The organism is Streptomyces sp. NPDC002619, from assembly GCF_042889305.1.
In the GTDB taxonomy this organism is placed as follows: Bacteria; Actinomycetota; Actinomycetes; order Streptomycetales; family Streptomycetaceae; genus Streptomyces.
Genome location: NZ_JBIAQV010000057.1, coordinates 14438 through 38423, shown reverse-complemented (window position 1 = coordinate 38423; position 23986 = coordinate 14438). Strand labels below are relative to the sequence as shown.

Annotated in this window: 15 protein-coding genes and 4 pseudogenes; 8 read left to right on the top strand and 11 right to left on the bottom strand. The window is 67.4% G+C overall.

Annotated elements, in window-relative coordinates:
- Positions 1 to 208: 208 nt before the first annotated feature.
- The 4 genes from ACFYXB_RS40410 to ACFYXB_RS40395 form a co-directional block, all read right to left on the bottom strand.
- A complete protein-coding gene (locus ACFYXB_RS40410) occupies positions 209 to 1624 on the bottom strand; it encodes an amidase (RefSeq protein ID WP_389590056.1) in 1416 nt (471 codons plus the stop codon).
- Entirely contained in the window at positions 1621 to 2277 is a 657-nt protein-coding gene (locus ACFYXB_RS40405) for a dihydroorotase family protein (RefSeq protein ID WP_389590060.1), read from the bottom strand. Before ACFYXB_RS40405 ends, ACFYXB_RS40410 begins: the two co-directional genes overlap by 4 nt.
- A 731-nt stretch (positions 2278 to 3008) precedes the next feature.
- Positions 3009 to 4586: an amidase gene (locus tag ACFYXB_RS40400; protein WP_389590054.1), complete on the bottom strand. Its 1578-nt coding sequence runs from the start codon at positions 4584 to 4586 to the stop codon at positions 3009 to 3011.
- A gap of 44 nt (positions 4587 to 4630) precedes the next feature.
- Complete coding sequence (locus ACFYXB_RS40395; RefSeq protein WP_389590052.1) at positions 4631 to 6121, bottom strand: MFS transporter; 1491 nt, start codon at positions 6119 to 6121, stop codon at positions 4631 to 4633.
- A 90-nt stretch (positions 6122 to 6211) separates the two neighbouring features.
- Here ACFYXB_RS40395 and ACFYXB_RS40390 point away from each other — a divergent pair, with 90 nt between their 5' ends.
- Positions 6212 to 7150, top strand: a complete 939-nt coding sequence (locus ACFYXB_RS40390) for a LysR family transcriptional regulator (RefSeq protein WP_389590050.1) — start codon at positions 6212 to 6214, stop codon at positions 7148 to 7150.
- A 95-nt stretch (positions 7151 to 7245) separates the two neighbouring features.
- Here ACFYXB_RS40390 and ACFYXB_RS40385 read toward each other — a convergent pair.
- Positions 7246 to 7569, bottom strand: a pseudogene (locus ACFYXB_RS40385) (hypothetical protein); the annotation flags it as partial.
- Between ACFYXB_RS40385 and ACFYXB_RS40380 the strand changes: the two are divergent.
- A pseudogene (locus ACFYXB_RS40380) lies at positions 7568 to 7675 on the top strand (IS5/IS1182 family transposase); the annotation flags it as partial. The pseudogenes ACFYXB_RS40385 and ACFYXB_RS40380 sit on opposite strands and share 2 nt — an antisense overlap.
- A 5-nt stretch (positions 7676 to 7680) precedes the next feature.
- On the opposite strand, the pseudogene ACFYXB_RS40375 reads toward ACFYXB_RS40380, so the two are convergent.
- Positions 7681 to 8396, bottom strand: a pseudogene (locus ACFYXB_RS40375) (IS5 family transposase); the annotation flags it as partial.
- Between the two features lie 448 nt (positions 8397 to 8844).
- Between ACFYXB_RS40375 and ACFYXB_RS40370 the strand changes: the two are divergent.
- The gene (locus ACFYXB_RS40370) at positions 8845 to 10044 is read left to right on the top strand and encodes a threonine synthase (protein WP_389590048.1); all 1200 of its coding nucleotides are present in this window, start codon (positions 8845 to 8847) and stop codon (positions 10042 to 10044) included.
- A gap of 351 nt (positions 10045 to 10395) precedes the next feature.
- Here ACFYXB_RS40370 and ACFYXB_RS40365 read toward each other — a convergent pair whose 3' ends face one another.
- From ACFYXB_RS40365 to ACFYXB_RS40345, 5 genes are all read right to left on the bottom strand, one after another.
- On the bottom strand, positions 10396 to 10683 hold the full coding sequence (locus tag ACFYXB_RS40365; RefSeq protein ID WP_389590046.1) for a hypothetical protein: 288 nt from the start codon (positions 10681 to 10683) through the stop codon (positions 10396 to 10398).
- Positions 10676 to 11998: a choice-of-anchor P family protein gene (locus tag ACFYXB_RS40360; protein ID WP_389590044.1), complete on the bottom strand. Its 1323-nt coding sequence runs from the start codon at positions 11996 to 11998 to the stop codon at positions 10676 to 10678. Before ACFYXB_RS40360 ends, ACFYXB_RS40365 begins: the two co-directional genes overlap by 8 nt.
- Before the next feature lie 107 nt (positions 11999 to 12105).
- Positions 12106 to 16050 (bottom strand): carboxypeptidase regulatory-like domain-containing protein, encoded by a 3945-nt coding sequence (locus tag ACFYXB_RS40355; RefSeq protein ID WP_389590042.1) that lies wholly within the window; start codon positions 16048 to 16050, stop codon positions 12106 to 12108.
- A gap of 642 nt (positions 16051 to 16692) precedes the next feature.
- A complete protein-coding gene (locus tag ACFYXB_RS40350) occupies positions 16693 to 17247 on the bottom strand; it encodes a transposase (protein ID WP_389590058.1) in 555 nt (184 codons plus the stop codon).
- On the bottom strand, positions 17244 to 17783 hold the full coding sequence (locus tag ACFYXB_RS40345; RefSeq protein WP_389590040.1) for a winged helix-turn-helix domain-containing protein: 540 nt from the start codon (positions 17781 to 17783) through the stop codon (positions 17244 to 17246). The genes ACFYXB_RS40350 and ACFYXB_RS40345 overlap by 4 nt, the downstream gene beginning before the upstream one ends.
- Positions 17784 to 17925: 142 nt before the next feature.
- On the opposite strand from ACFYXB_RS40345, the gene ACFYXB_RS40340 reads away from it, so the two are divergent.
- The 5 genes and pseudogenes from ACFYXB_RS40340 (at position 17926) to ACFYXB_RS40320 (ending at position 23934) form a co-directional block, all read left to right on the top strand.
- Positions 17926 to 18048 (top strand): hypothetical protein, encoded by a 123-nt coding sequence (locus ACFYXB_RS40340; RefSeq protein ID WP_389590038.1) that lies wholly within the window; start codon positions 17926 to 17928, stop codon positions 18046 to 18048.
- Positions 18049 to 18052: 4 nt separating this feature from the next.
- A pseudogene (locus ACFYXB_RS40335) lies at positions 18053 to 18235 on the top strand (transposase); the annotation flags it as partial.
- A 643-nt stretch (positions 18236 to 18878) separates the two neighbouring features.
- Complete coding sequence (locus ACFYXB_RS40330) at positions 18879 to 20780, top strand: amidase (protein ID WP_389590037.1); 1902 nt, start codon at positions 18879 to 18881, stop codon at positions 20778 to 20780.
- Positions 20777 to 20950, top strand: a complete 174-nt coding sequence (locus ACFYXB_RS40325) for a hypothetical protein (protein ID WP_389590035.1) — start codon at positions 20777 to 20779, stop codon at positions 20948 to 20950. The genes ACFYXB_RS40330 and ACFYXB_RS40325 overlap by 4 nt, the downstream gene beginning before the upstream one ends.
- 329 nt (positions 20951 to 21279) lie before the next feature.
- A complete protein-coding gene (locus ACFYXB_RS40320) occupies positions 21280 to 23934 on the top strand; it encodes a hypothetical protein (protein WP_389590033.1) in 2655 nt (884 codons plus the stop codon).
- Positions 23935 to 23986: the final 52 nt, after the last annotated feature.

Genomic DNA, 23986 nt, shown 5'->3' with positions numbered 1-23986 from the left:
GCTTGAGGCATCTGAAGATGTCCTTCGTCTTGAGCCCTTCGAGAGTGCGTCGTGCGACGTAGTCACGAGTGCGTGGGTCGTGACGCATGCGGACCCGTCTCGTGTCGTTGCCCGTTCGGCAGGCAGCAGACACCTTCCACCCACGGCTGGGCACGGCTAGAGCAGCAGCGGTCACGCACGGTTCCGACAGTCGCTACTGCTCCTCGGCTCAGATCAGCCGATCGCCAAAACCCGCGGTAAGGACGCATTCGAATGCGCGCGCCGCCCTCAGCACGGTGGCGTCCTCCAGACGTCTACCGACGATCTGCAGGCCGACGGGCCGGCCATCCGTCGTCGTCCCGACTGGCACGCTTGCCGCGGGCTGGCCGGTGAGATTGAACGGGAATGCGAACGGTGACCAGTCGCGCCCCGCGGCCTGCACCGGACTGCGCAGTCCGATCGGAAAAGCGGCCGTTGCCGTAGTGGGCGTGAGGAGCAGATCCCAGTCCGCCATGAATCCCTGCATCGCGTCGTAGAGCGTTTGCCTGCGTGTTGCCGCCCAGGTCAACGTCTCTGCCGTCCAGTCCTTTCCCACAAGCTCCTGTAGGTCCTGAGACACCCTGTAACGTTCGGCCATCTCGCGCAGGCCTTTCAGGTCGGAGTCCCTGGCGACGGTGGCGGCGAAGGCCTCGCGTAGCTCGTGGAGATCTCCGATCGGCGGATCCGCGGCTGCGACTACGCAGCCGAGTCCGGACCGGTCAAGTGCCTTGACTGCGCGCGTTGTCAGTTCGATCAGCTCGGGGTCGACATCTGCCTGTCCCAGGCGTGGGCTCCAGGCGATTCTCAGCCCGTTGACGCCGTCGTCGAGACGTGCCGCAAGCCCCCGCAGGTCGGTCGGTATGGAGTGCCGGTCCCGCTGGTCGAATCCCGCGATCGTCTCCAATACCAGGGCAGTGTCTTCAACGGTTCGGGTGATCGGTCCGACGGACTCGAGTGTCTCCCAGCTGCCGAGTCCGGCTCGCGTGGGTAGCCGGCACGACGGGTACAGGGGCACAGCTCCGAAGGTGGGTTTGAGGGTGAAGACGCCGCAGAGTGCGGCCGGGACCCGGAGCGAACCCCCACCGTCGTTGCCCAGGCTGATCGATCCCATGCCACCGGCCACTGCCGCTGCTGAGCCGCCGGAGGAGCCCCCGGCTGTGCAGGCGGGCTTTCTGGGATTGCGAGTCGGTCCGAACAGCGCGTTGTCGGTCACGACGCCGTAGCCGAGCTCGCGGGTGTTGGTTTTCCCTACGAGGAGCGCCCCTGCCGCGCGCATCCGTTCCACCGACACATCGTCGTGACTGGGGATCCAGTCTGCGTATGCGGTGCTTCCCAGCGTGGTGCGCAGTCCGGCTGTTGGTATGAGGTCCTTGACGGAGAAGGGTATGCCGTGCAGCGGTCCTGTCACATCGGCCCTGGACAGTGCTCTGTCTGCCGCACGGGCGTCTTCAACGGCGTGCTCGTTGAGGGTGCAGAAGGCGTTGAGCTGCGGGTTGGTTTGAGCGATGCGGTCCAGCACGGAACGCATCAGCTCTTCCGCGGAGAATGCGCCGTCGCGGATCCCGCGTGCCTGCATGCTCACGGTGAGTTCCCACAGCTCTGTCATCGGGTGAACTCGGGCAGGATCCGGTGCTGGTACTTCCCGAATCCGGGCTGCTGCTTCAGCTCGCCGTTATCGAGCACAATGCGGCCACGCACGGTGGACAGGACAGGCCAACCTGTGACCTCGCGACCCTCGTACAGGCTGTATGTGGCTGTGGAGTGCTGAGTTGCCGCGCTGACGACTTCCCTGCGTTCGGGATCCACCAGCACGAGATCGGCGTCGGATCCCGGCGCGATGACGCCCTTCTTCGGGTACAGCCCGTAGATGCGCGCCGGGTTCGTGCTGAGAATCTCTGCCAGGAGAGACACGCTCCCGCGGCGTTTCACCACCAGTTCGTCGTAGATCACCGGCAGCATCGTTTCGGTGCCGGGTGCGCCGTAGGGTTCGGCGAACACGTCGTCGACCTGTCCTGTCCGCTCCCGTGCCCGGGGGGCGTGGTCGCTGGCCACAACGGACAACGTGCCCGTCTTCAACGCGTCCCAGAGGTGTTCGCGGTCGTCGTCGGTCCGCAGTGGGGGCCCCACTTTGGCCTGCGCCCCAACACGGAGAAGGTCGTCGTTGGTGAGAGTCAGGTACTTGGGGCAGGTTTCTCCGAACACGCGCTGGCCGGTCGCGACCGCGTCACCCAGGAGTTTCACACCGCCCTTGGTGGTCATGTGCAGGATGTACAGGGGGCAGTCGGTCGCCTTCGCGTAGGCGAGTGCCTTGTACACGCCCAGGTCCTCGGCGGAGGCGGGATGTGTCCAGGCAAAGTCCTCGAGCCGCGTACGCCCGGTCGCCTTCGCATGGTCGATGAGGTGTGCGAGTATCTCGCCGTCTTCTGCGTGCACCATGGCCAGGCCGCCGTTCTCCGCCACAATGCGGAGGTTGCGCAGCAGCGTGGCGTCCGGCGTCATGATCCCGTTGTCCTTGTAGGACATGAAGAACTTGACGGACGGGCTGCCGAGAGCCATTACCTTGGGTATCTCGGTGGCCGCGTCGTGCTCCGGGCGCAGGATGGTGTGCAGACCGAAGTCGATCGGTGAGGTCCGTTCGCCCTCTGAGATGAAGTGGTCGATGGCGTCCGAGGGGGCCATGTCTTCAGGTGCCCTGATCTGGGTGATCGCTGTGGTGACGCCGCCGAATGCCGCCGAGCGGTGCGAGTCTCCGATCGCATCGGCGTGATCGGTCCAGGTCCGGCAGTGGACATGGGCATCGATGACTCCGGGCAGAACCAGCTTCCTCCCGGCGTCGACGATGCGTCCCGTGACCTGCGAAGGTACGACAGGAACACCGACGGACACGATGACGCCGTCCTTCACCGCAATGTCCCCTTCGACAACACCGTCCGGAGTGACGACGGAACCGCCCGTAACAGCCATGTCGTACATAGTTTCTGCCCTGCCTTTCACCGAGGAAGCACCGGGTGCCGGGTGTGCCAGGCCGTGGTGGCCTCGTAGGCACCGGCTGCGTAGAACAAGAGAGATTCCGCATGCGGCGGCCCTGCCAGCTGCATGCCGATCGGCAGACCGCCAGTAGTCGCCCCGCACGGGACGGACAGGGTGGGTAGGCCGAGTGAGCTGAAGGGGGCGAGGTAGCGGGTGTAGACGGTGTGGGTGGGCTCGGGGCCGCGTGAGCTCGTCGTCACCGACTGCGTCCCGACAGGTGCTGCCGGGACCGGGACCGTCGGCGTGACGATGAGATCGACATCTCGCCACACCTCGGAAAAGCGTCGGCACAGCATGGCACGGATCCGGAACGCCTTGAGGTACTGACCGGCGAGCATGGCCCGCCCGGCCTCCTCCCGGTCACGGATATTGGCTCCGATTCCGTCCGCCTGATGCAGGAGGAATGGCTCGTGGGACGCCGATGCCTCGGAGAACGCGATGGCCCGGTGCATCCTGAGGATGTCTCCCGCGTACGGCACATCCACCTCGCGCACTTTCGCTCCAAGGGCAGTGAGGTGTTCCAGTGCCTTCTCGAAGGCGGCGCGGACCTCTGGATCGAGCCCCATGTCCAGCCAGGAGGTGGGGATCCCGACCGTCAGATCCAGCCCGGCTGTCTCTTCTCCGGCCCGCGCAGCGCCTTCACAACTGCCGCGCGGAGTGCGCGGGATCAGCAGCTGATCGGCAACGCCGGCGACCCCGCGCACGCGCTGTGACATCACGCCGAGGGCGTCCAGTGTCCAGGTCAACGGCAGTACACCGTGCCTGCTGATGGCGCCGTAGGTGGGTTTGAGGGCGACGACCCCACAGTGGGCTGCGGGTACCCTGATCGACCCCCCGGGATCCGGGCCGAGAGCCGCGGACACCATCCCGGCCGCAACCGCGGCCCCCGCACCGCCGCATGCTCCGCCAGCCATCCTGGTCGTGTCCCAGGGATTCCGGGTCCAGCCGAACCGGGCGTTCTCGCCTGTCGTGCCGGCGGCGAATTCCTGCACATTCAATTTGCCCGCCAGCACGGCACCGGCCCCGGCCAGGGAGCTCCAGCAGTCCGCGTCCCTTGGGGCGATCCTGTCGTGCATGACTGCTGATCCGGCGGTCGTGGGCAGCCCCGCGACGTCGATCAGGTCGGTGAGCCCGACCGGGACCCCTGCAAGGGGTCCCGGTCGGGGCGGAGCAGCGTCGTCCAGCGTCACGTCGATGAACGCGTTGACCTCCGGCTGCCAGTCTCCGATCCGCTGTGCATACAGTCCGGCCACCTCTGCGGCTGTGAGCTCCCCGGCTCGTACCAGGCGTGCGATATCGGTGGGCGGCACCCACGGCAGTTCCTGGGCGTCCGGCAGGGCGGCCGGAGCCGCGGGTTCAAGGGTCGGGTGATCTGCCGACGGGGGGAGGTAGGAGGATGCGGCCGCTGGATCGAAAGCGAAGGCCGGGAAGGTACCGTCAAGGTCTCGTGCATCCACCGAGTCGAGGTAGGCGGCCACGTCATCGAGCATGCTGCCGGCACGGTCGAGGACGGCTTTCTGCAGGTCGGGCTGTATCAACCGGAGGAGGGCGGATCGGGATTGCACTGTCGCTGCGCCTGCTTTCAGAGGGGACGAGTGGGGGTCGTGGCCGCGGGCGCGACTGCCGTTGCAGCAGAACCGAAGACGGACTCGGGCTCGTCTTCCGAGACATTGCCGACCGGCTCCCACTTGATGACGGCCAGTACGACAAGTCCGATCACCGGGGCGATGAGCAGGATGAGCAGGGCGTGATACAGCCCGAACGCAGCCAGCAGGACTGGGACGCCGTAGAGCGCCACCAAGCTGCCCGTACGGTTACTGGCCTGGGAGAGGCCGGCCCCGACGCCGCGGATCCGCGTCGGGTAGGACAACGCTGACATCGACTGCGCGGTGGAGCCTGGGCCGAAGGTGTGCGCGCCGATGAAGAACGCCAGCAGCACAACTCCGAGTACCGGCGGTATCACCTGGCCGACGAGGCCGAGTACGACGAGTACGGAAGCGACGCCGCTGAACCCGATGATGGTCAGCCTGCGCAGTCCCAGCTTGTTTGCGACGTTCGCTGCCAGAAGCGCGGCGCACAGGCCACAGGCATTGGCAAACACCGAGGCCAGTACGGAGACGGAAAAGCTGCTGTGGAAGAACGAGAAGACGATGAGTGGAAGGTAGAAGCCGACCGAAGAGAACTGGATACTCTGCGCCGCACTGATCACCGAGATCAGGATGGTGCGCTTCCGGAATTCTCCGGTGAAAAGCTGGCCGAAGGGTCGGAACGGGCCGGTCTGTTCGACGTGGTGCGACACGGCCACTGCATCCGCCGCCAGTTCGAACGGCCGGGCGTACGTTCTGCTGAGAATCCGTACCGCTTCGGCCAGATCTCCCTTGGTCGCAGCCCACATAGGGCTTTCCGCCATGTATTTGAAGCGCAGGAGGAGGATCACCACAGCCGGCACGGCACCAAGACCGACCTCCCAGCGCCACAAGTTGTTTCCTGCCCCGAGGGCGTCAAGGAGGAGCGCCACGAGCAGCCCGCAGATGGTCGCAGCCGACCACAGTGCAGCAGCCGACTCCACCCACTTGGCCTTCTTCTTCATAGCCATGAACTCGACCAGGAACGCCATGGCCACCGGCACATCGAGACCGACGCCGATACCGATCAAGAGGCGCAGGGCAATGAGCGTTTGGTAGTTCGGAGCGAACGCTGCGCCAAGCGTGGCACATACGAAGAGCAGCAGGTTCACGATGAACATGCGAAGCCGGCCGAACCGGTCAACGAAGTAACCGCCGCAGAGCGCACCGATGATCGCGCCGAACGCCATGACAGCCGTCACGAGACCCAGCTGGCTGGCACTGAGCCCGAACTCCGCCTTCATCTGTACCGAACCTGCACTCAGGCTGGTGAAGTCATACGCGTCGAGGAAGAAACCTCCGAGCGCGATGAAACCGATGATGCGGCTGTGCGGGGCGTCAGAACTCTCGTTGATCACCCGGACGACGTCGTCCTTGGTTCTGATCAGGACCGGAGAGGCACCCACATGGTTCTCCTGCTCTTGGATTTCCGTGCCAAGGATCGGCACGATGTGAACGAATTTACTTGCAACACATGGAACACTGTCCCGACACATCAATCCAGTCTATTTTTTCGATGAAACCGGTAGGCTGCCCCTATGGATGTACGCACACTGGAGTACTTCGTCACAGCCGTCGACGAAGGTGGCTTCACCAGGGCGGCAGCGCGTCTGCACGTAACCCAGCCGACACTGTCCGAAGCCATCCGCAGGCTGGAGCGGGAATGCAGCGCCCCTCTGTTCCACCGCGTCGGCCGGGGAGTCGCGCTCTCCGAGGCCGGCACGGTCCTTCTCACCTACGCACGACGCGTCCTCAAGGACATGGAGGACGCGCGACAGTCCATGGTCGCTCTGAGAGGCCTCCGCGGCGGCCGCGTCACCGTCAGCACACCCCCAGGCCTGAGTATCGAGCCCCTTGCCCGGATCATCGGAAACTTCCGCCGGTCCTACCCAGACGTCACCGTGGCGATGCTGCCCACCGAAGACGGCGCCCTCGCTGCGACAGCAGTCGCGGAGGCCGCGTGCGAAGTCGGGCTGACAGACCGCCCCGTGTCCGCGGACTTGCGTGCGCACCCGATCGGAAGCAACGAAATCGTCGTCGTCCTCCCACCAGGAAGCACACTCGGCGGCAAGGGCCCCCTCAGCCTTGAGCAACTCGCAGGCGTTCCGTTCATCAGCAGCGCGATCGGTACCCGAGCGCGCAATCTGCTCGACGAAGCCAAAGAACGCGGCATCCCCCTGTGCACGGCGGTAGAGACACCCCACCGAGAAGCAGTCATTCCACTGGTCCTGGAAGGCGTCGGCGCGGCCTTCCTGCCCTGGACTGTGTCACGGGAAGCCGAGAGCAGAGGCGCCGTCGTCCTGCCTCTACTCCCTCGAGTGACCTACGACCTACTCATCGTCCACAGAGATCAGCCCCTGACCGCCGCCGCCCAGGCCTTCGTAGCCACCGCACTGGGATCCGTCAGCACGCGAACACCGGATTCACGTGACTCCTCCGGTCCAGGCCAACAGCTCAAGGAAGCCATCAACGGCTGACTCCGCGCCTGCGCCGACAACCGCTCGGGCCGTAATCTGTGGCTAAGAAGCCGTATGGCACCGCCGTCGATGCGTGTCTTGTCGGCGCCCCCGGTCGACGACGTATGCTCCAGCAGGTTGCCGTCCGCGTCGTACAGGTACTTGCTGGTGCGGTCGGTGGTGCCGGAGGGCGTGGAGACCGTGGCCGTGCGGCCCTCGGCGTCATACGTGAACGTCTGCGTCTGGCCCGCCGGCAGCGCGCCCGCCGTGATCGTCGACCAGGTCTGGCCCTTGCCGCCGCAGGTGGCCGCGGTCAGCTGGGTGCCCTTGGTGGCGCTGGCGCTCGGGTCGGTCAGGCACAGGGTGCTCTTAGAGCTCCTAACAAAGTGGCGCTTCTTCCCTTGGAATGTTGGCACCTGATGGGGTGTTAGCCTGCACATGAGAAGGGGCGAGCAGCTGCCGTGGATCGTGTCCGATGAGCTGTGGGCGCGGATCGAGCCGTTGCTGCCGGTCGTGCCGCGCCGTGCCGATCACCCTGGCCGTAAGAACTCCTAACAAAGTTGGAGGTTCTTCAGTCGTCGCCGGCAGATGATGCTGCAGGCCAGGCTGAGGAAGGCTTCGTGGATGTCGTCGCGTATCTCCCAGCGGATACGTAACCGGCGGAACCAGTGCAGGAGTGCGAAGCTCTGCTCGACGACCCACCGGTGGGCGCCCAGTCCTGAGCCGTGTTCGGTGCCGCGGCGGGCGATGACCGGGGTGATCCCGACCGCCCGGACCTGCTTGCGGTACTTGTCGTGGTCGTAGCCGCGGTCGGCGTAGAGCCTGACGGGACGTCGGCGGGGCCGTCCGCGTCGGCCACGCACCGGTGGAATGGCCTCGATCAGCGGGATGAGCTGGGTGACGTCGTTGCGGTTGCCGCCGGTCAGCAACGCGGCCGGCGGGACACCGTGCGCTTCGGTGATCAGATGATGCTTGGAGCCTGTTCGGGCACGGTCGACCGGGCTCGGTCCAGTTTTGGGCCGCCTTTCATGGCGCGGACATGGGAGCCGTCGATCACCGCCCGGGACCAGTCCAGAGCGCCGGCGGCATGCAGCTCGGCCAGCAGCGACTCATGCAGACGCTGCCAGGCTCCCGCGTCGTTCCAGTCACGCAGACGCCGCCAGCAGGTCATGCCGGAGCCGAAGCCCAGCTCCTGGGGTAAGAACTCCCACGGAATGCCGGTATACAGCACGAACAGGATGCCCGACAGCACCTTCCGGTCGTCGAGGCGCTTACTGAACATCACGAATTGGCCAGCAGAGTCACCGGCAAGGCCGCGGGAGCCGGCGCGGGCAGTTACCGAGAAGTCGGGACGGGTCGTTGCTGTGAGGGGAATGTCACAGCGGCTCGACGGAGCGGCTGATCTGGATCACTATGTGTGCTGTGCACGAGGGATTCTCGGGAACCAAGCGGCGGCATGTAGACCTGGTCCATGTCGCCAGCTCCATCTGTTGCGCTTCCTGACGTCTGGTCGTACGGCGACTCCCGTACGAGCGTGTGCCTCTCGTCGTCCGCTCCTGCGCCCCGGCCGCGACGATCCTCAGCAGCCCGTTACCGCCTGCCGTGACCTTCCCGCTACGCCCTAACCATCGCGGTCCTGCTCGCCCCCATTCGGCTGCGCTGTCACCAGACCTTCGAGAAAGATCACCGTCATGTCCCCCTTGCCCTTCAGTACGATGACGCATCTGGAATGCGCGCGGTGCGGCCGCCGCCATGACGCCGACCGGGTGCAGAACCTGTGTGAGTGCGGATCGCCCCTGCTGGTGCGGTACGACCTGGACCTGGTGCGGGATGCGCTCACGCCGGCGGATCTCGCGCAGCGCCTGCCGTCCCTGTGGCGCTACCACGAACTGCTGCCGGTCCGCGATCCCGCCAATGTCATCACTCTGGGTGAGGGGATGACCCCCCTGGTGCCGCTGCCGCGCTATGGCGCGTCCATCGGCGTGCCGGGGCTGGTGATGAAGGACGAGGGACTGATTCCTACTGGCAGTTTCAAGGCGCGTGGCGCGGCGGTGGGGGTTGCCAGGGCCCGTGAGCTGGGCGTGCGTGGTGTTGCGATGCCCACCAACGGCAATGCCGGGTCCGCGTGGGCGACGTATGCGGCCCGGGCCGGCCTGAAGAGCCTGATCGCGATGCCGGTGGACGCGCCGTCCATCACCCGCGCGGAATCCGCGGCCGCCGGTGCCGATCTGTATCTGGTGAACGGGCTGATAGGTGACGCCGGCCGTCTGGTGGCCGAGAAGATCGCTTCGGAGCCGGGCGTGTGGATGGACGCGGCCACGCTCAAGGAGCCCTACCGCATCGAGGGCAAGAAGACCATGGGTCTGGAGATCGTCGAGCAGCTCGGCTGGCGCGCTCCGGACGTCATCGTGTACCCGACCGGCGGAGGCGTCGGACTGATCGGCATCCACAAGGCCCTCCTCGAGCTGCGCGCCCTGGGCTGGCTCCAGGGTCCGATGCCCAGGCTGGTGTCCGTGCAGGCCTCTGGCTGCGCTCCCATCGTGAGGGCATTCGAGGAAGGGGCGCGTACGAGCGAACCGTGGCAGGACGCGCACACGGTGGCGTTCGGCATCACCGTCCCCAAGGCGCTGGGCGACTTCCTGGTCCTGGAGGCACTGTACGAGAGCAAGGGCCAGGCGGTCGCCGTCGACGACGAGGCGCTGCTGGCCGACCGCGACAGGTGCGCGGCCGCGGACGGTGCGCTGCTGTGCCCGGAGGGTGCCGCGACGTTGTCCGCGGTCCGCATCCTGCGCGAGCGCGGCTGGCTCTCCGGGGACGAGGAGGTCGTGGTACTCAACACCGGTGCCGCGGCCAAGTACCCGGAGGCCTTCCGCGTCGACCCGCCCGTCCTTGAACTCACTGATCGCATCCCCTGACTCTGCTGCTTAATTCGGGGTTCGGGCTGCGAGTCGGTGGCTGAGGCGGGTGAGTCTGCTGGTGCGAGGTGTGAAGGATGGTTGGCCGGGGTTCCAGTGTGCGTCGAGGCGGATGACGTTGACGGCGGTAGCGGAGAAGGCGTGCTGGAGGCGGGCCTTGGGCAGGCCGCGGTAGCGGGCCCGGGGGGCGTCTCAAGGTCGGCCTGACCGAGCAGTGGGAAGCAGCGCTCGACGTCCGAGCACCTGCGCTCGCCGGTCGCTGTACTCGATCGGCTGCTGCGCGCTCGTGCCACGACGGCCAGTTCGAGAGGAGGAGCTGCGCATTGAGCCGACGCTCGTGAGTGCGCGCTCTCAGAGGTCGACTGGCGACGCATCGTCGCCGAGCCGTGGAAGCACGCGTGTCATCAGGCGCTCTTCCAGGACGGACGCGTAGAGGGCGACTCGGGTGGCGGCGGGGCGGCTCGGCGGCCAGATCCCTTGGCGGAAGACGCAGCGGCGACCGCGGAAGAGCACCACGGTCGTGGCGGCGACCACGTCGCCCGTAGCGTCGGGTACGACTTCGCAGGTGAGTGACTCCAGATCGCTGGCCCGTCGTTCGCAAAGATCCTGGACAGCCCGGCGGGCGGAGTCGTCAGTCACCGCAGTTGTGCATCGCGCTGTCCGCCGAGGCCAGGACGACCTCACCGCCATCGGCGGGAAGGACAAGGTGGACGCCGTTGACCTTGAGGCCGGCGTCGGCGCCAGCCGAGGGCAACTGTTCGTTCGCGATGAGCCGGCCACCTCCGACGAGCGGGATCTCCGTATTCGGATCACCCGACACCGTAACCGGAACTCCCGCGATCTTCAGGGTGAGCGTGGTGCTGCCCGTCGTCCTGCCGCATTCGCTGCTGGAGACTGCGGTGAGCCCGGACACCTCGATGACCGGCACACCGGGTAGTCCGATGCGGGCCTGCGCCACCGTCGAGGTCGCCGTGACCTTGCCGGGGGCGAGCGTCGTGGTGACCTTGGGGCACAGCTTCTGCACCGACAGCAGGGGCGAGTTGTACTCGGCCGAGCACGGGGTGTCGGTCGTGGTCGCGTCCGCCGTACGGACGGTCCCGGTGTCGGGCTGCGGCTCGATCTCCAGGAGCGGTACGCCGATGAGAGCGACGTGCGCCGAGACGCCGTAGGCACGGCCCGTCGCGTACTGGAGCTTCAACTGTGCGGAGGTCTCGGAGGCCAGATAGCCGGCGTCACCGGCGAAGGACGCGTGCAGCGGGACGGTGGCGGAGTCAGTCAGCGGCTGGTCGACCAAGGCGACGGTACAGCTCGCGGTGCCGGTGGCGCTCGTCGTACCGGTGCACGTCTGCTGGTCCTCACCGGTGCCGAGGACGAAGCGCACACTGCGCCCCGGCAACGCATCTCCGTGGAAGTCGGTGAGCTTGGCGGCCAGTTGGGCCGGAGTGCCGTTGGCGAGGTGCGTCACGCCGGTGTAGTCGAGTTTGGTCGGTGAGGTCAGGCCCAGTTCGGCGGACGTGCTGGACGGGTTGTCGTCGTCGCCGCCGAAGGTGACGGCGACCGGCACGGTGTTCGACGCTCCCTGTGGCTGGTCAACCGAGCCGATGGTGCAGGTCGCCGTGCCCGATGCCGTGGTGGTGCCGGTGCACGTCTGCTGCGTGGCCCCCGTGCCCAGGGCGATCCGTACGGCACGGCCATTGACGGGCGTCCCGAAGTCGTTGGTGAGCTTCGCCGAGAGGCTGACCGGGGATCCGTTCACCGCGCTGTCGGCACCGGTGTAGGTCAGGGCAGTGTCCACCTTGTGGGGCTGCTCGGGACCGGGACAGTCCGCGGCCTGGAAGCAGGGCAGGAAGAAGTACGCGGTGATGATCCCGAACGGCCTGCCGTCTCCCGAACGTGGGTCGTTGTGGGTGACGTACACCACGACGACGCTGAGGTCCGTGTTGGTGCAGATCACCCGGTTCCCCAAGCCGCGGCACGCCCGTACGGGCGTGCCGCCAGTCAGCGACGGCGGGCAGGGGCCGCATGAAGCGCCCCCTGCCCGCCGTGTGCTGACTCAGGCGGCTATGCCCGCTTGAGCGTGATGTCGTTGAGGGTCACCGCTCCCTTCTTGATCTTCACGGTGGTCACCGCCGGCGCGTAGCCGTCCTTGGAGACGATCACTGTGAGCGGGCTGTTTTTCGCGTCGAGCCAAAGGCCGTAGGTGCCGTCCTGCGCGGTCGCGAGTGTGTATGTCGCCGCGGAGGAGCTGATCTGTACGGTCGCTCCTGCCAGCGGTGAGTTGCCGCTGCTGGTAGCTCCCAGGACGGTTCCGGTGATCTTGCCCCAGGTCGAGGGCGGGTTCACCGTGAAGGACACCGGGAGATTGTGCAGCGTGTAGGGAGTGTCGTTGTCGAACACCAACTGCGCAGAGTAGGTACCCGGCTGGTTGATCTCCGGCGCGGACGCGTCGAAGGTGACCGTGACCTGGGCTGAGTCGCCCGGTGCGATGGTCACCTGAGACTTGCTCTCAGCCAGCCACGTCACGTCCGCCGAGTCCGACTGGTCGAAGCCGAGCAGTTGCTCGGTCGCCGCGGTCGGCACGAACGTTCCCCCGCTCGGAACAGAGCCGCCGACCTTGTAGAAGCCGGAGGCACCACCACCACGGAAGGCAGCGGTGTTGACGTTGGGCAGCGCGGACCAGGTGTGTGCCGCGGGGTCGAAGGCGAACGCCTGGTTGGTCAGCAGGTTTCCGGTGACGCCGCTACTGATCAGCAGCTGACCGTTGGCAGTCGTGTACGCCGAACCCCACAGCGGCACCGGCATGGTGGGCAGCGACGACCACGAGTTCTTCGACGGGTCGTACACGTAGGCGGACGTGAGCGAGGTCGTGTCCTTGATGCCGCCCGCGCAGAACAGCTTCCCCGCGATGGCACCGCACGAATTCCAGGACACGGGCTCCGGGTAGTCGGCCGCGGCGGACCAGGAGTTGTTCGACGGATCGTAGACCGACACGGTGGTGCTGCCGCACGTCTGTTCCGTGCACCCACCGACGGCATAGAGCTTGCCGTCCAGCACCGCGTTGCCGGAGGCGGCCAGCGGCGCAGGATCGGAAGCCCCGGTGGTCCAACTGTCCTTGCTGGGGTCGTAGATCTCCAGCTTGGAGTCGGGGTCGCCGCTGGCACCCCAGCCACCGGCGACGTACAGCTTGCCGCCGATGAAGCCGTGAGCGGGTACCTGACGGGCGTCCCCAGCGTTGGCCAGCTGGGTCCAGATCCCCAACCCGGGGTTGTAGCTGTACAGGGTGTTCGTGGGACCGGCGGACGTGACGCCGAAACCGCTGTAGAGCTTGCCACCGTCGACGGCCACGGCGTTGTCCTGAGTGGCGACCGGAAGGTCCGCCAACGGCTGCCACGCCGAGTCGTTCGCCTGGGCGGCTGTGGCACGGGGAGCCGTGCCTGACCCGGAGGCCGCCGCCGATGGCGTGACCCGCAGCGGCGAGAAGTCGCCCTTGGTCATGCTGAGCGGAGCGCCCTGGGCGGCGACGCTCACGCCGCCCGATTCCTCACCCAGAGTCAGGTCTGCCGGGGCGCTTCCGGTGTTCTTGACGGTCACGGTCCTGGTGGCCTGCTGGCCCCAGTCCACCGAGGCGTTGAGCGAATCCGGACTGACCGTCAACTGACCGGCTTTCAGCGGGAACACGGCCTTGGTGGTGCTGTCGGCAGTCACGTTCACGTTCTGGGACAGGGCGGCGTACGAAGCCTTGGCGGCGCTGAGGGACTGCGCCCCGGCCGGCGAGAAGAGCCTGTAGAACCCGTCGCTGAGACCGGGGTCGTCGGGTGTGGCGGTGGTGAGGGCGCTGAGCCCGCTACCGGAGGGTCCGGACACGGTAACGCCGTTGAGGCCGTTGCTGGTGTTCGCGTCGGTCACCGTGCCCGCGACGAGCCCGCCCGGCAGGGCATGGACCTCGTGGTTGCCCACGAAGACGTTGTCGATCTCCCACCACCACGCGAAGGAGCCGGTGTAGTGGAAGCGGAACTGTACATGCGGGTTGTGCGCGTAGGCCTGTACGGGCACGTCGACCTTGGCCGGACCCCTGACGGCGGCGGCGGGTGCCGACCACAGAGTGGTCCAGCTCTGTCCGCCGTCGGTGCTGGCGTCGACCGTGGCCTGGCTGTGCAACCACCGGTAGTCGGTCTGGAAGTTCATGACGGGCAAGTCGTCGCCGGTGAGGTCGAACACCGGGCTGGTGAGGTAGGAGTCCGTGTGGGTGCCCGGTCCCGCGGCGTCACTGTCCACGATCGCGAACGCCCCGCTGCCGCCAGTGCGGTTGCCGATGGGGGCGCCGGCGGCACCCGGGTCATCGAACTGCCAGCCGCCCGTGGTCCCGTCCGCGTTGGTGACGGACCAGCCCGCAGGCGCGGACGTGGTGGAGTCGAATCCCTCGGTGGGACCGACGTCCGCCTTCGAGTATCCGAGCGTCTTGGCCGACCAGGGGTCGAGCGGGACGCTGAAGTCCTTCGTGGTGGCCGAACCGCCCAGGCTGACCGATCCGTTCGCCGGAAGGTAGCCGGGGTAGGCGCTGATGACGTGCAGGGAGTAGTCGTGCCCTGCGGGGAGGTCCACGGTGTAGTCGCCGGTGTAAGGATCGGTCCAGAGCGGCCCGCCGGGTATGCCGTCGATTTCAATCTTGGCGTAGAGCGGCCAGCCGTGACCGGAGCCGTCCGTGACCTTGCCGGACACGGTCTGCATCGGCACCGGGTTCAGTGTGAAGCTCTTGGTGACGCTGCCTCCGTCCGCGACCACGACGCCGGAGGCCGACGTACTCGCGTATGCGAAGGCGTCGACATCGATGTCATACGTGCCCGGACTGACCCTGAGACTGTACGAGCCGGTGGCGTCGGTGTGCGCGGCGGTGGCCCCGACGGAGACGGTGGCACCGGAGATCGGCGCACCCGTGGTGGCGTTGGTGACCGTGCCGGTGATATCGCCGTGCGGACCGCTGCGGAACGCGGCCGTGCCGTTGGGCGTGCCCAGGCCGGTCGGGCCGTCGTATCCGGTGCCCGCGGTGCACAGGTAGGCCGGGGAGCAGGGCCCGTTGGTTCCGTTGGTCACGTCGTTCAGGCCCGCGCCGCCGCTGCGGTACGGGTAGGAGTTCGGGTACGAGCCCGTGACCGGAGTTCCGGCCGATGCGTAGACACCGGCGATGATGGGTGACGCGACGCTCGTTCCACCGAAGACGTTCCATCCGCCTCCGCCGAAGGTCTGGTAGACCGATACGCCCGTCAAGGGGTCGGCGACCGCCGAGACGTCGGCCACCGTGCGCTTGGGGCAGCCGACGTCGGTCTGGAACGCGGGCTTCGGCTCGAAGACGGAGCACCCCGAACCGGGGCCGTTGTGCCACACCGACTCGGACCATCCGCGCGTCGTGCCCGCGGCGCGCGCAAGGGACGTCCCACCGACGGCTGTCACGTACTGAGAGGAGGCCGGGTAGGACACGCCGAACCCGCTGTCGCCGCTGGAGGCCACGACGGCCACGCCGGGGTGGTTGTAGAACGGATCGAGATCGGTGGTCTCGGTCGGCGGCTCACCACTGCCGGGCGCAGTGGTGTACCCGGTACCGTAGGAGTTCGACACGTACTTCGCGCCCAGGGCGACCGCCTCGTTGACTGACGCTCCGAGGTTCGTGAAGGAGGGGCTGTCAGCTTCGACCAGCAGGATGTGCGCCAGCGGCGCGGCCGCGGAGACCATGTCCAGGTCGAGCGATATCTCGCCGGCCCAACCGGCATCGGGTGCGGGGTAGTCGGTGCCGCCCCGCTGGCTCACCTTGCGGAAGCAGCCGTTGGCGGTGGTGCAGGCCGGCAATCCGAACTGCGCCCGGTAGACAGCGAGGTCCGCCTCGGCGGTGGGGTCGTCGAACGCGTCGACGATGGCGATCGTCTGGCCGGCGCCTCCGTCAGCGGACAGGTTGTAGGCGTTCTGCAGGTCGACGGCGCCGAACCCGGCAGGTGCGGTTCCCGCGGCGCTCATCAACGAGCGCTGGGTCTTCCCCACCAAGCCCTTGATGGCTGGGACGTCGGTTCGCCGTAGCGACTGACAGGCGAATTGCCCTTTTTTGGGTGTGGCGCACTGGGCCACCACATTCGCCTGCCTCTGGGCGGATGCCGTGGCCGTCCGCGCAGCCGTCCGCGCGATGGGTGCAGCGGCCGGCGTGGCCGCCTGGGCGGGAGCCTGTACACCCAGCAGTGCTATGGTCGTTGCGCCAAGCACCGCAGTGACGGCACGGATCGCCGACTGCGCCGTTCTGGTTCTGAGCCTGCTTCGAGATATATCTCTTGGCCTAGATCTGGGCAAAATGCCCACAACATCTCCTATTGTCGAACAAAGGCCGACCGCACGGCTGCGGCTGGCGAAGAGTCTCCGACTCCACGCACATCAACCCTGGACGATAAGGTTGTTGATGTACGGTCAGTCATCCTCAACGGGCGGATTATTTATCGTTCAACGTCCTTGCACAAGGCCGAAGTTGCACACACACGGCCGCTGCAAGTCTTGATCGTTGAGCGCGGAGCCGCCTTGAGGACATGGGCGGCGACACGCTCGTACACGGTCAGTTCCGACTCTCCGGCGCGGACTGATTCCCGCAACGCCTACTGAAGTCCCTTGGGGCGCTTACTGACCTTTTCGTGTTGGTGTCGGTTGTGTGGTGATGTTCAGGCCGGTTTCGGTGAGGCAGCCGTTGATGAGGTCGGGGTGCCGTTGGATGTGGGTCAGTCCGCGGCGGAGTGTGCGCTCGAGGTGTTCGGGATCGGTGAACGCGGTGTTGGCCATGGGCCCTCGCCGCAGCAGCGACCAGACGCCTTCGACAGGGTTCAGATCTGGCGCATAGGGCGGGAGCTGGAAGACGGTGTGCCAGTCGTGGTCAGCCGCATACTGACGCAGTCCGGCCGTCCTGTGGGTGTTCAGATTCTCCCAGACGATCACCATGGGGCCACCGAGCTGGAGATGCGCACGGACCAGAAGGTCACGGTAGTCCGTCCACGAAAAGCTCTTCACGGCTCCCTTGAAAGGCAGATGGAAGCGTGGGCGGTAGATCAGCCGCGATGTCTCGCCGGGACGGTAGCAGCACAGGGCCGCCACCGAGATCCGGCGTCGGGAACGGCCCCGGACCCTGACCACGGGTGTGTGACCGCGCCGGCCCCAGGTGCGGGCGCGTGGCGGCGTCATCGCGAAGCCGGCCTCGTCCTCAAAGACGATGTAGGCCCCGAGCGCCGCCGCGGTCCTTCCACCTGCGGCCACACGTCTTTCTTCCAGAGTTCGACTGCATGCTCGTCGCGTTCCAGTGCGCGGCGGGCCGGGCTCTGCCAGGACCAGCCATGGCGATGCAGGAGCCGCCACACTCCCGCAAGCGAGCAACTGATCTGGAACTGGCGGCCGATCACCGTTCGGACGCGCTCCAACGTCCACCGCTGATCTTCCCAGCCATGTGCGGCCGGGCCTTTGGCCAGCTCTTCCTCCAGTCCGGCGAACCGTTCGTCCGACAGCTTCGGCAACTTCGCCGGACCCTTCGATTTCAGACCCGCCATCCCGCCTTCACGCCAGTCATGGCGCCAGCGCTCCACTGAACGCTCGCTCACCCGCAGGTCCTTGGCGATGTCCGAGGTTCTGTCACCACGTGCGAACCTCTCTCCGGCCTCCAGCCGGAGCACCTCACGCGCAGCCCGCCGCTCAGCAGTCAGGCCCCCACCCTCTGCATACCGCATGACACCGGCATACCGCAGGGACCTCCCACCGTCACCACCCGAGCCCAATCCGAAAAGGTCAGTAATCGCCCGCCGCCACCCTGCCCGATTCCGGCCCAAGCGAGGCGGCCGGCCGCGCACCGCGCACTCCATCCTAGCCCTGGTGCTGCGCCTGGCCAGGGAGAACACGAACCGGGACTGCCGCCGCCTGCACGGCGAACTGCTCGTCCTCGGGGTGAAAGTAGCGGCGTCCACCGTCTGGGAGATCCTCAAGAACGTTGTTTGAACCCGCGCTGACCGGCGCCGCCCGCCGGTGGGAACCCCGCCGCCTGCGACTACGGCTGTTCTCCGCCGCTGCCCAGCTCGTCACCAGCGGCCGCCGCCGCATCCTCCGCCTGGCACAGCACTGGCCCTGGACCGACGACATCACAAGCGCACTCGCCCGGCTCGATGCCCTCCCGAACCCTGGCTGACCAGCAGCGTTCCGCCCCTGCGAGCAGCACCACCCCGGAGCCGTGGAACCCGGCGCCGAGCCGTCGCGACAGCCGGGCCGTCGACCTACCCACCAGCAGAAATCTCCGCTCTGAATGCGCAGAAAGGGGCCGTCAGCAAGCTGACGGCCCCTCATGCAAGAGCGAGACTGACGCCCCGTCAGCACCGTACCGGCCTCGGCAGATAAAGGCTCAGTACAGGGAGGGAAAAGAAATGGAAACGAAAGCAAATAAAATGCATCAGTGGACCCGAAAACGGGAGGAGCCAAATGCTCCGTGATGCCCTGCACAGGAGTATTTATTCTGGTTTGCCGTGCGCGGGTGGACACGCTCACTCGTGTTGATTTTACATTTCAAGCACCTCTCAACTGACGGCGAGCGTCATCAAACCCCGTGCAACTGCGACGACTTGAAGCACACTCGCCCCATTTGCCGAGGGCCGGGACTTCACCTCCTCGGAACTCATTCGAAATAACAACGACCTCGCTCCCGGGACACCAAAGAAGCCCCTTTTGGAGAACTTCCGCAAGATCTTATTCGGACCTAAAGTCACTCACGACTCGCCACTCCCCTACGTTCATGCCCTTCCCGGCATCACGTACGGACCAGGAAAGAAAGCCACCAGATGTCAGAAACCACACGTTCCACCACTCCAGAGTCCCGGCACAGACTCAGCCGCCGGGCGGTGCTGGGCGGCGCCGCCGCGGTGACCACGGCGGGTGCCCTGTCGGCCGCATCCGCCGCGCCGGCCGCGGCGGACTCCGGTCCGAGCGCCGCGTCCGCCTTCCAGCGTGCCCTCCCCGCCGTCTCCGGCATCAAGAAGCGAAAGCGCGTGGTGGACTACGAGGTGATGGAGCTGGCCGCACTGCTGCGCGCCGGCGTCGTCACGTCGGTCCAGGTCACCCAGGCGTACCTGGACCGGATCGACCGCTTCAACGGCCCTTTCGAGACGTACGGCGACAACGGCCTGTACAACGCGTTCGTCCGCATCGACCGTGACGGCGCCCTCGCCGCGTCGGCCGCGGCCGACGCACGCTTCGCGAAGGCCCGCAAAACTCAGGAGGACCTTCCCCCGCTGCTCGGCATACCGTTCGGCATCAAGGACTCCGTCGCCGTCAAAGGCTTCGAGGCGAAGGACGGCAGCCACGCCTACGACGGCAACGCGGCCCTGCGGGATGCCACGGTCGTCGCCCGGCTGCGCGAGGCGGGCGCAGTGATCCTGGGGCACACCGTGTGCTCCGCATTCTCCGGTTCGATCACCGGTACGTTCGCCGGCAACGCCTGGAACCTGGCGTACGTGCCCGGCGGGTCGAGCCAGGGCTCCGGCGTCGCGCCGGTCGCCCGGCTGGCGGCAGCCGCCATCGGCGAGGAGACCGGCGGGTCCATCGTGATGCCCTCCTCGGCCAACGGCGCCAGCGGCATCAAGCCGTCCCTGGGGACCTCTTCGGTGGCCGGACTCATGCCGCTGTCCCCCGGATACGACGTACTGGGACCCATCGCCCGCTCGATGCGCGACGCGTCCCTGATCCTTTCCGTGATCCTCGGGCCGGACCCGGCCAACGACCCGCTGAGCCTCGCCGCCCCCGACCCCTTCCCCGCCCTGCCGCTCACCTCCCGCAAGGGCACCAAGCCGCTGTCCGGCATCACCATCGGCATCCCGCAGACCGACTGGATGCGCACCAGCCAGGGCGTCCAGGTCGGCACACCCCCGCAGGACCTCTACGCCGCCGACCACCGAACCGCGTTCGAGCGGCTCAAGCAGCAACTCACCGCGCTCGGCGCCACCGTCAAGGACTTCCCCGGTCTGGACGTCACGCAGGCCCGGAACGACCCCTACTTCGCCAGCACGGACGTGCTGGCCACCGTCGACGGCTCCCCGGTCTCACCCGCCTCATCGGTGCTCAGCCCCAACCGATACGAGATCCGTTACTGGGACGCGGTCAAGGACTTCGCCGCGACCCGTCCCGCGGACCAGGCGGGCGCGCTGCTCGCCCAGTACGGGCGCAAGGGCCCCAACGACGCGGCGGCTTCCTTCGAGTCGGCGACCCGCTTCGCCGGCGCGGTACCGGCCTCCGTTCGCGTCGAGGGCGAGAAGCGGCGCCGCACCCTGCAGGCCAACTACCAGGCCGCGCTGGACGAGGCGGGCGTGGACTTCATGCTCGTGATGTCGCTGGGCGCACAGATCGGCCCCCGCACCGGCCCCGGATCCGGCTTCCCCGTCTACCGCGCCTACTATCAGCTTCCGAACGCGCTGACGTGGCCCATGGTCTCGTTCCCGATCGGCTACGACAGCACGCTGGGCCTGCCGATCACAGCGCAGTTCTGGGGACCGCGGTTCAGCGAGCCGGAGATCATCCAGGCCGCCATCGATTACCAGGCGCACTACCCGGAGTACCACAACGCCGCCCCGCCCGACCCGGACACCGGCGGTACGGCGAAGGTCGCTCCGCACCGTCTGACGGCGTATCAGGCTGTCCCACCGGAGCTCTCCAACGACCCGCTGATCGCCGAAGAGGCCCTGCGATGAGCTTCCTCACCGTCGGCTGGGGACCGGTGGTCAATGCCGGGCTGCCCCCGCAACATCCCGGGGACGGCGAGACCCCGGTGGCCACCGTGGGCTGGCTGCCGAAGCTGGGCACCGCCTTCTACCCCTATCCACACGACGACCCGGCCGGGGAGCCCGTCGGCTCCAACTGAACGACGGGGGGCGACATTCCACCGGGCTGCCCACCGAATTTTGCCCACCGAGCTGCCGCCGGACCAACTTCGAACGACGGCCCGGACGGCCCCCGGCCCCCGCCAACTCCCCCTGTAGGACGGCCTGTCACCGGCTGGCTCGCGCTCGTCGGCCGTCGGCAGAAGGTCGTGGGCATGGCGCGGCCGGCGTCCGCCCTCCACCCCACTCAGGCTCCCACCCATCACAGCACCAGTACTCCCTACCTCTTTTCACTGTCACTGCGTCATCCAGGGTTGTCCGATGGGCGGTTCACGGATGGCCGCAGGGCGAAGAGTGAGGTCAAGCAGTAGTGAAGCGACACATACCCTGGCGGGCGTTGCGGCGCCCGCTCCCCGCGGTCGCCGCGGGGCTCCTGGTTCTCGGGGCGTCGGCAGCCGCAGGCACCCCGGCCGCGGCCTCGACGGCTGCTCCCGAGGCCGCGGTGGTCGACTCCGGCGACGGCTGGACGGTGACCCGGGCCGCAGGCGGCTACACCGTCTCCCTCGGTCTGGACACCCCGTTGCCCGTCAAGGACGACATTCCTCAACTCCTGGTCGACAGCGTCGACCTGGGTCCGGCCACCGAGTCGACGGACGGACGCACGCTCACGGTCACGACGACCGACGCGCGCGTGGCCACCGCCGAGTCGGTCACCTGGCGCTGGTCCAGTGGCGGCAACAGCACGGCCGTCGGCCCGGCGACCCTGCCGTCCGCGAATGCCCAGCTGAAGGCCCAGCGCGACGCAAAGTCGGACGCCTCGGGAGAGGCGTCCACCACATCGGCCGATCCGACGGCCATCGGGACCGGTCAATACACCATCGCCGACTACATCTTCGGTGCCCAGTCGATCGCCTTGGAGGACATCGGCGGCATCCGCGGTGAACTCGAAGGACGCATCTACCTGCCGACCGGTCACGGCGCGCACCCGCTGGTGATCTTCCTGCACGGCCGGCACAGCCCCTGTTACAACACCACCACCCTGAAGGGCGCGAGCGGCTGGCCGTGTCCAGCCGGCACCGCCCCGATCCTCAGCTACGCCGGCTACGACGGCGCCGGCAAGGCGCTGGCTGCGGCCGGCTACACAGTGGTGTCGATCTCGGCAAACGCGATCAACGCCAACGACAACCAGCTCTCGCCGGACGACGGCGCCGTCACCCGTGGCCGGCTCGTCCTCGACACCCTCACCATGCTCAAGTCGGCCAACGACGGACGCCCGGTCATCAACCACGATGCCGCAACCGACCGGAATGTGACGCTCGATCAGGCACTTGTCGCTGGCAGGTCCACCTATGCCGCAGGCACTCTGACGGCGCGCCAGCTGGTGGGTACGATGGACTTCAGCCGGATCGGGCTGATGGGCCACTCACGCGGCGGTGAGGGTGTGGTCACCGCGGGCACCCTCAACGAGGCACTGCCGCATCCGTGGCAGATCAAGTCGGTCTTCGCCCTCGCTCCCATCGACTTCACCCGGGCGACCCTGCCGGACGTCGTGACCACCACGCTGCTGCCGTACTGCGATGGCGACGTGTCCGACCAGCAGGGCCAGCACTTCTACGCCGACTCCCGCGACGGCACCTTCTCGGACGACGTGCAGCGCTCCACCATCTGGGTCATGGGAACCGACCACGACTTCTACAACTCCTCCTGGACTCCGCCGTACCCGGCCGCCTCGGACGACTGGTCGCGCGTCGACGACCCGGTCTGCGGCACCAGCGACGCCGCGCTGGCCTCCGGCGTCAACACCCGGCTGACCGCGGCGCAGCAGTACCAGGTGGGCTCGGCATACATCGCCGGGTTCTTCGAGTCGACCCTCGGCGGACAGACCCGCTTCCAGGGCATGTTCGACGGTTCCGGGCAGGAGCCTCCGTCGGTGGCCGACTACTCCGACGTGCGTACGGTGGCGCAGCAGCCGTCGTCCCTGCGCCGGGACGTCGACACCTTCCAGACCGCCTCGCCGCTTGCCTCGGCCGCCGGTGACGTCACCGCGACGGTGTGCGCGAACAAGAACGGGCGTACGGTCGCCGAACCGCTGCCGTCCTGCACCGACCCCGGCAGCACACTCACCAACCAGCAGGTTCCCCACTGGACGCCCGCCGCCTTCGCACCGAACGTCCCGCTCAACGCCATGACCCATCTGACCTGGACGGGTACGGACGGTTCGTTCACCGTGAAGGTGCCGCCCTCGCAGCGCAACGTCTCGCGCTACGGTGAGATGACCGTCGGCATGTCCCCGGACGAGAGCGTCATCACCGCGACCGACCTCCGGCTCAGCGTCACCGACGCTTCCGGACACACCTGGAGCGATCTGGTGTCCCATCTCAACACCTGGGGTGTGAGCCGGATGCCGTCGAGTTCGTCCACGATCCTCGGCAAGATCGTGCTCCAGCAGGTCCACGTTCCGCTGTCGACGCTGCGGGCGGCGGGCCTGGATCTCAGGCGCCTCTCCAAGGTTGCCTTCGCCCCGGCCGTCGGCGCGGACGGCACGGCGAGCGGTGGAGCGTACGTTTCTGACCTGGCCTTCGACAGCAAGGGCCTGGGCACCGCGCATGTGCGGCCGCGGACGACCGTCAACGTCGCCTCCACCACGGTGGAGGAGGGCTCCGGTCCCGCGACGGACCATGTGGCCGTCTACCTGTCGCGCCCCAGCGCGTCCGAGGTCACTGCGTACCTCACGGTGATCGGTTCGCCCACCGGCAAGGTCGGACTCGCCATGCAGAAGGTCACGTTCCGTCCCGGAACTATGTGCCAGGCCGTCGGCATCCCGGTCACCGGCAACACCGAACCCGGCCCGGCCCCGACCACGTCCTACAAGATCGCCGTATCGGACTCCAGCAACGCGGTTCTGGGCAGCCGGGACTTCGGCACAGTCACCGTCCGCGAGGACGACGGGACCACCGGAACAGCACCACCCGCTTCCCCGGTCGGCCCCCAGCCGGACGTCTGCACCGGCCATGAAACACCCTGACACACCGTCGCAGACGACTCACGACCAGCCGCCCTGACGGGGCGGGAAGGCC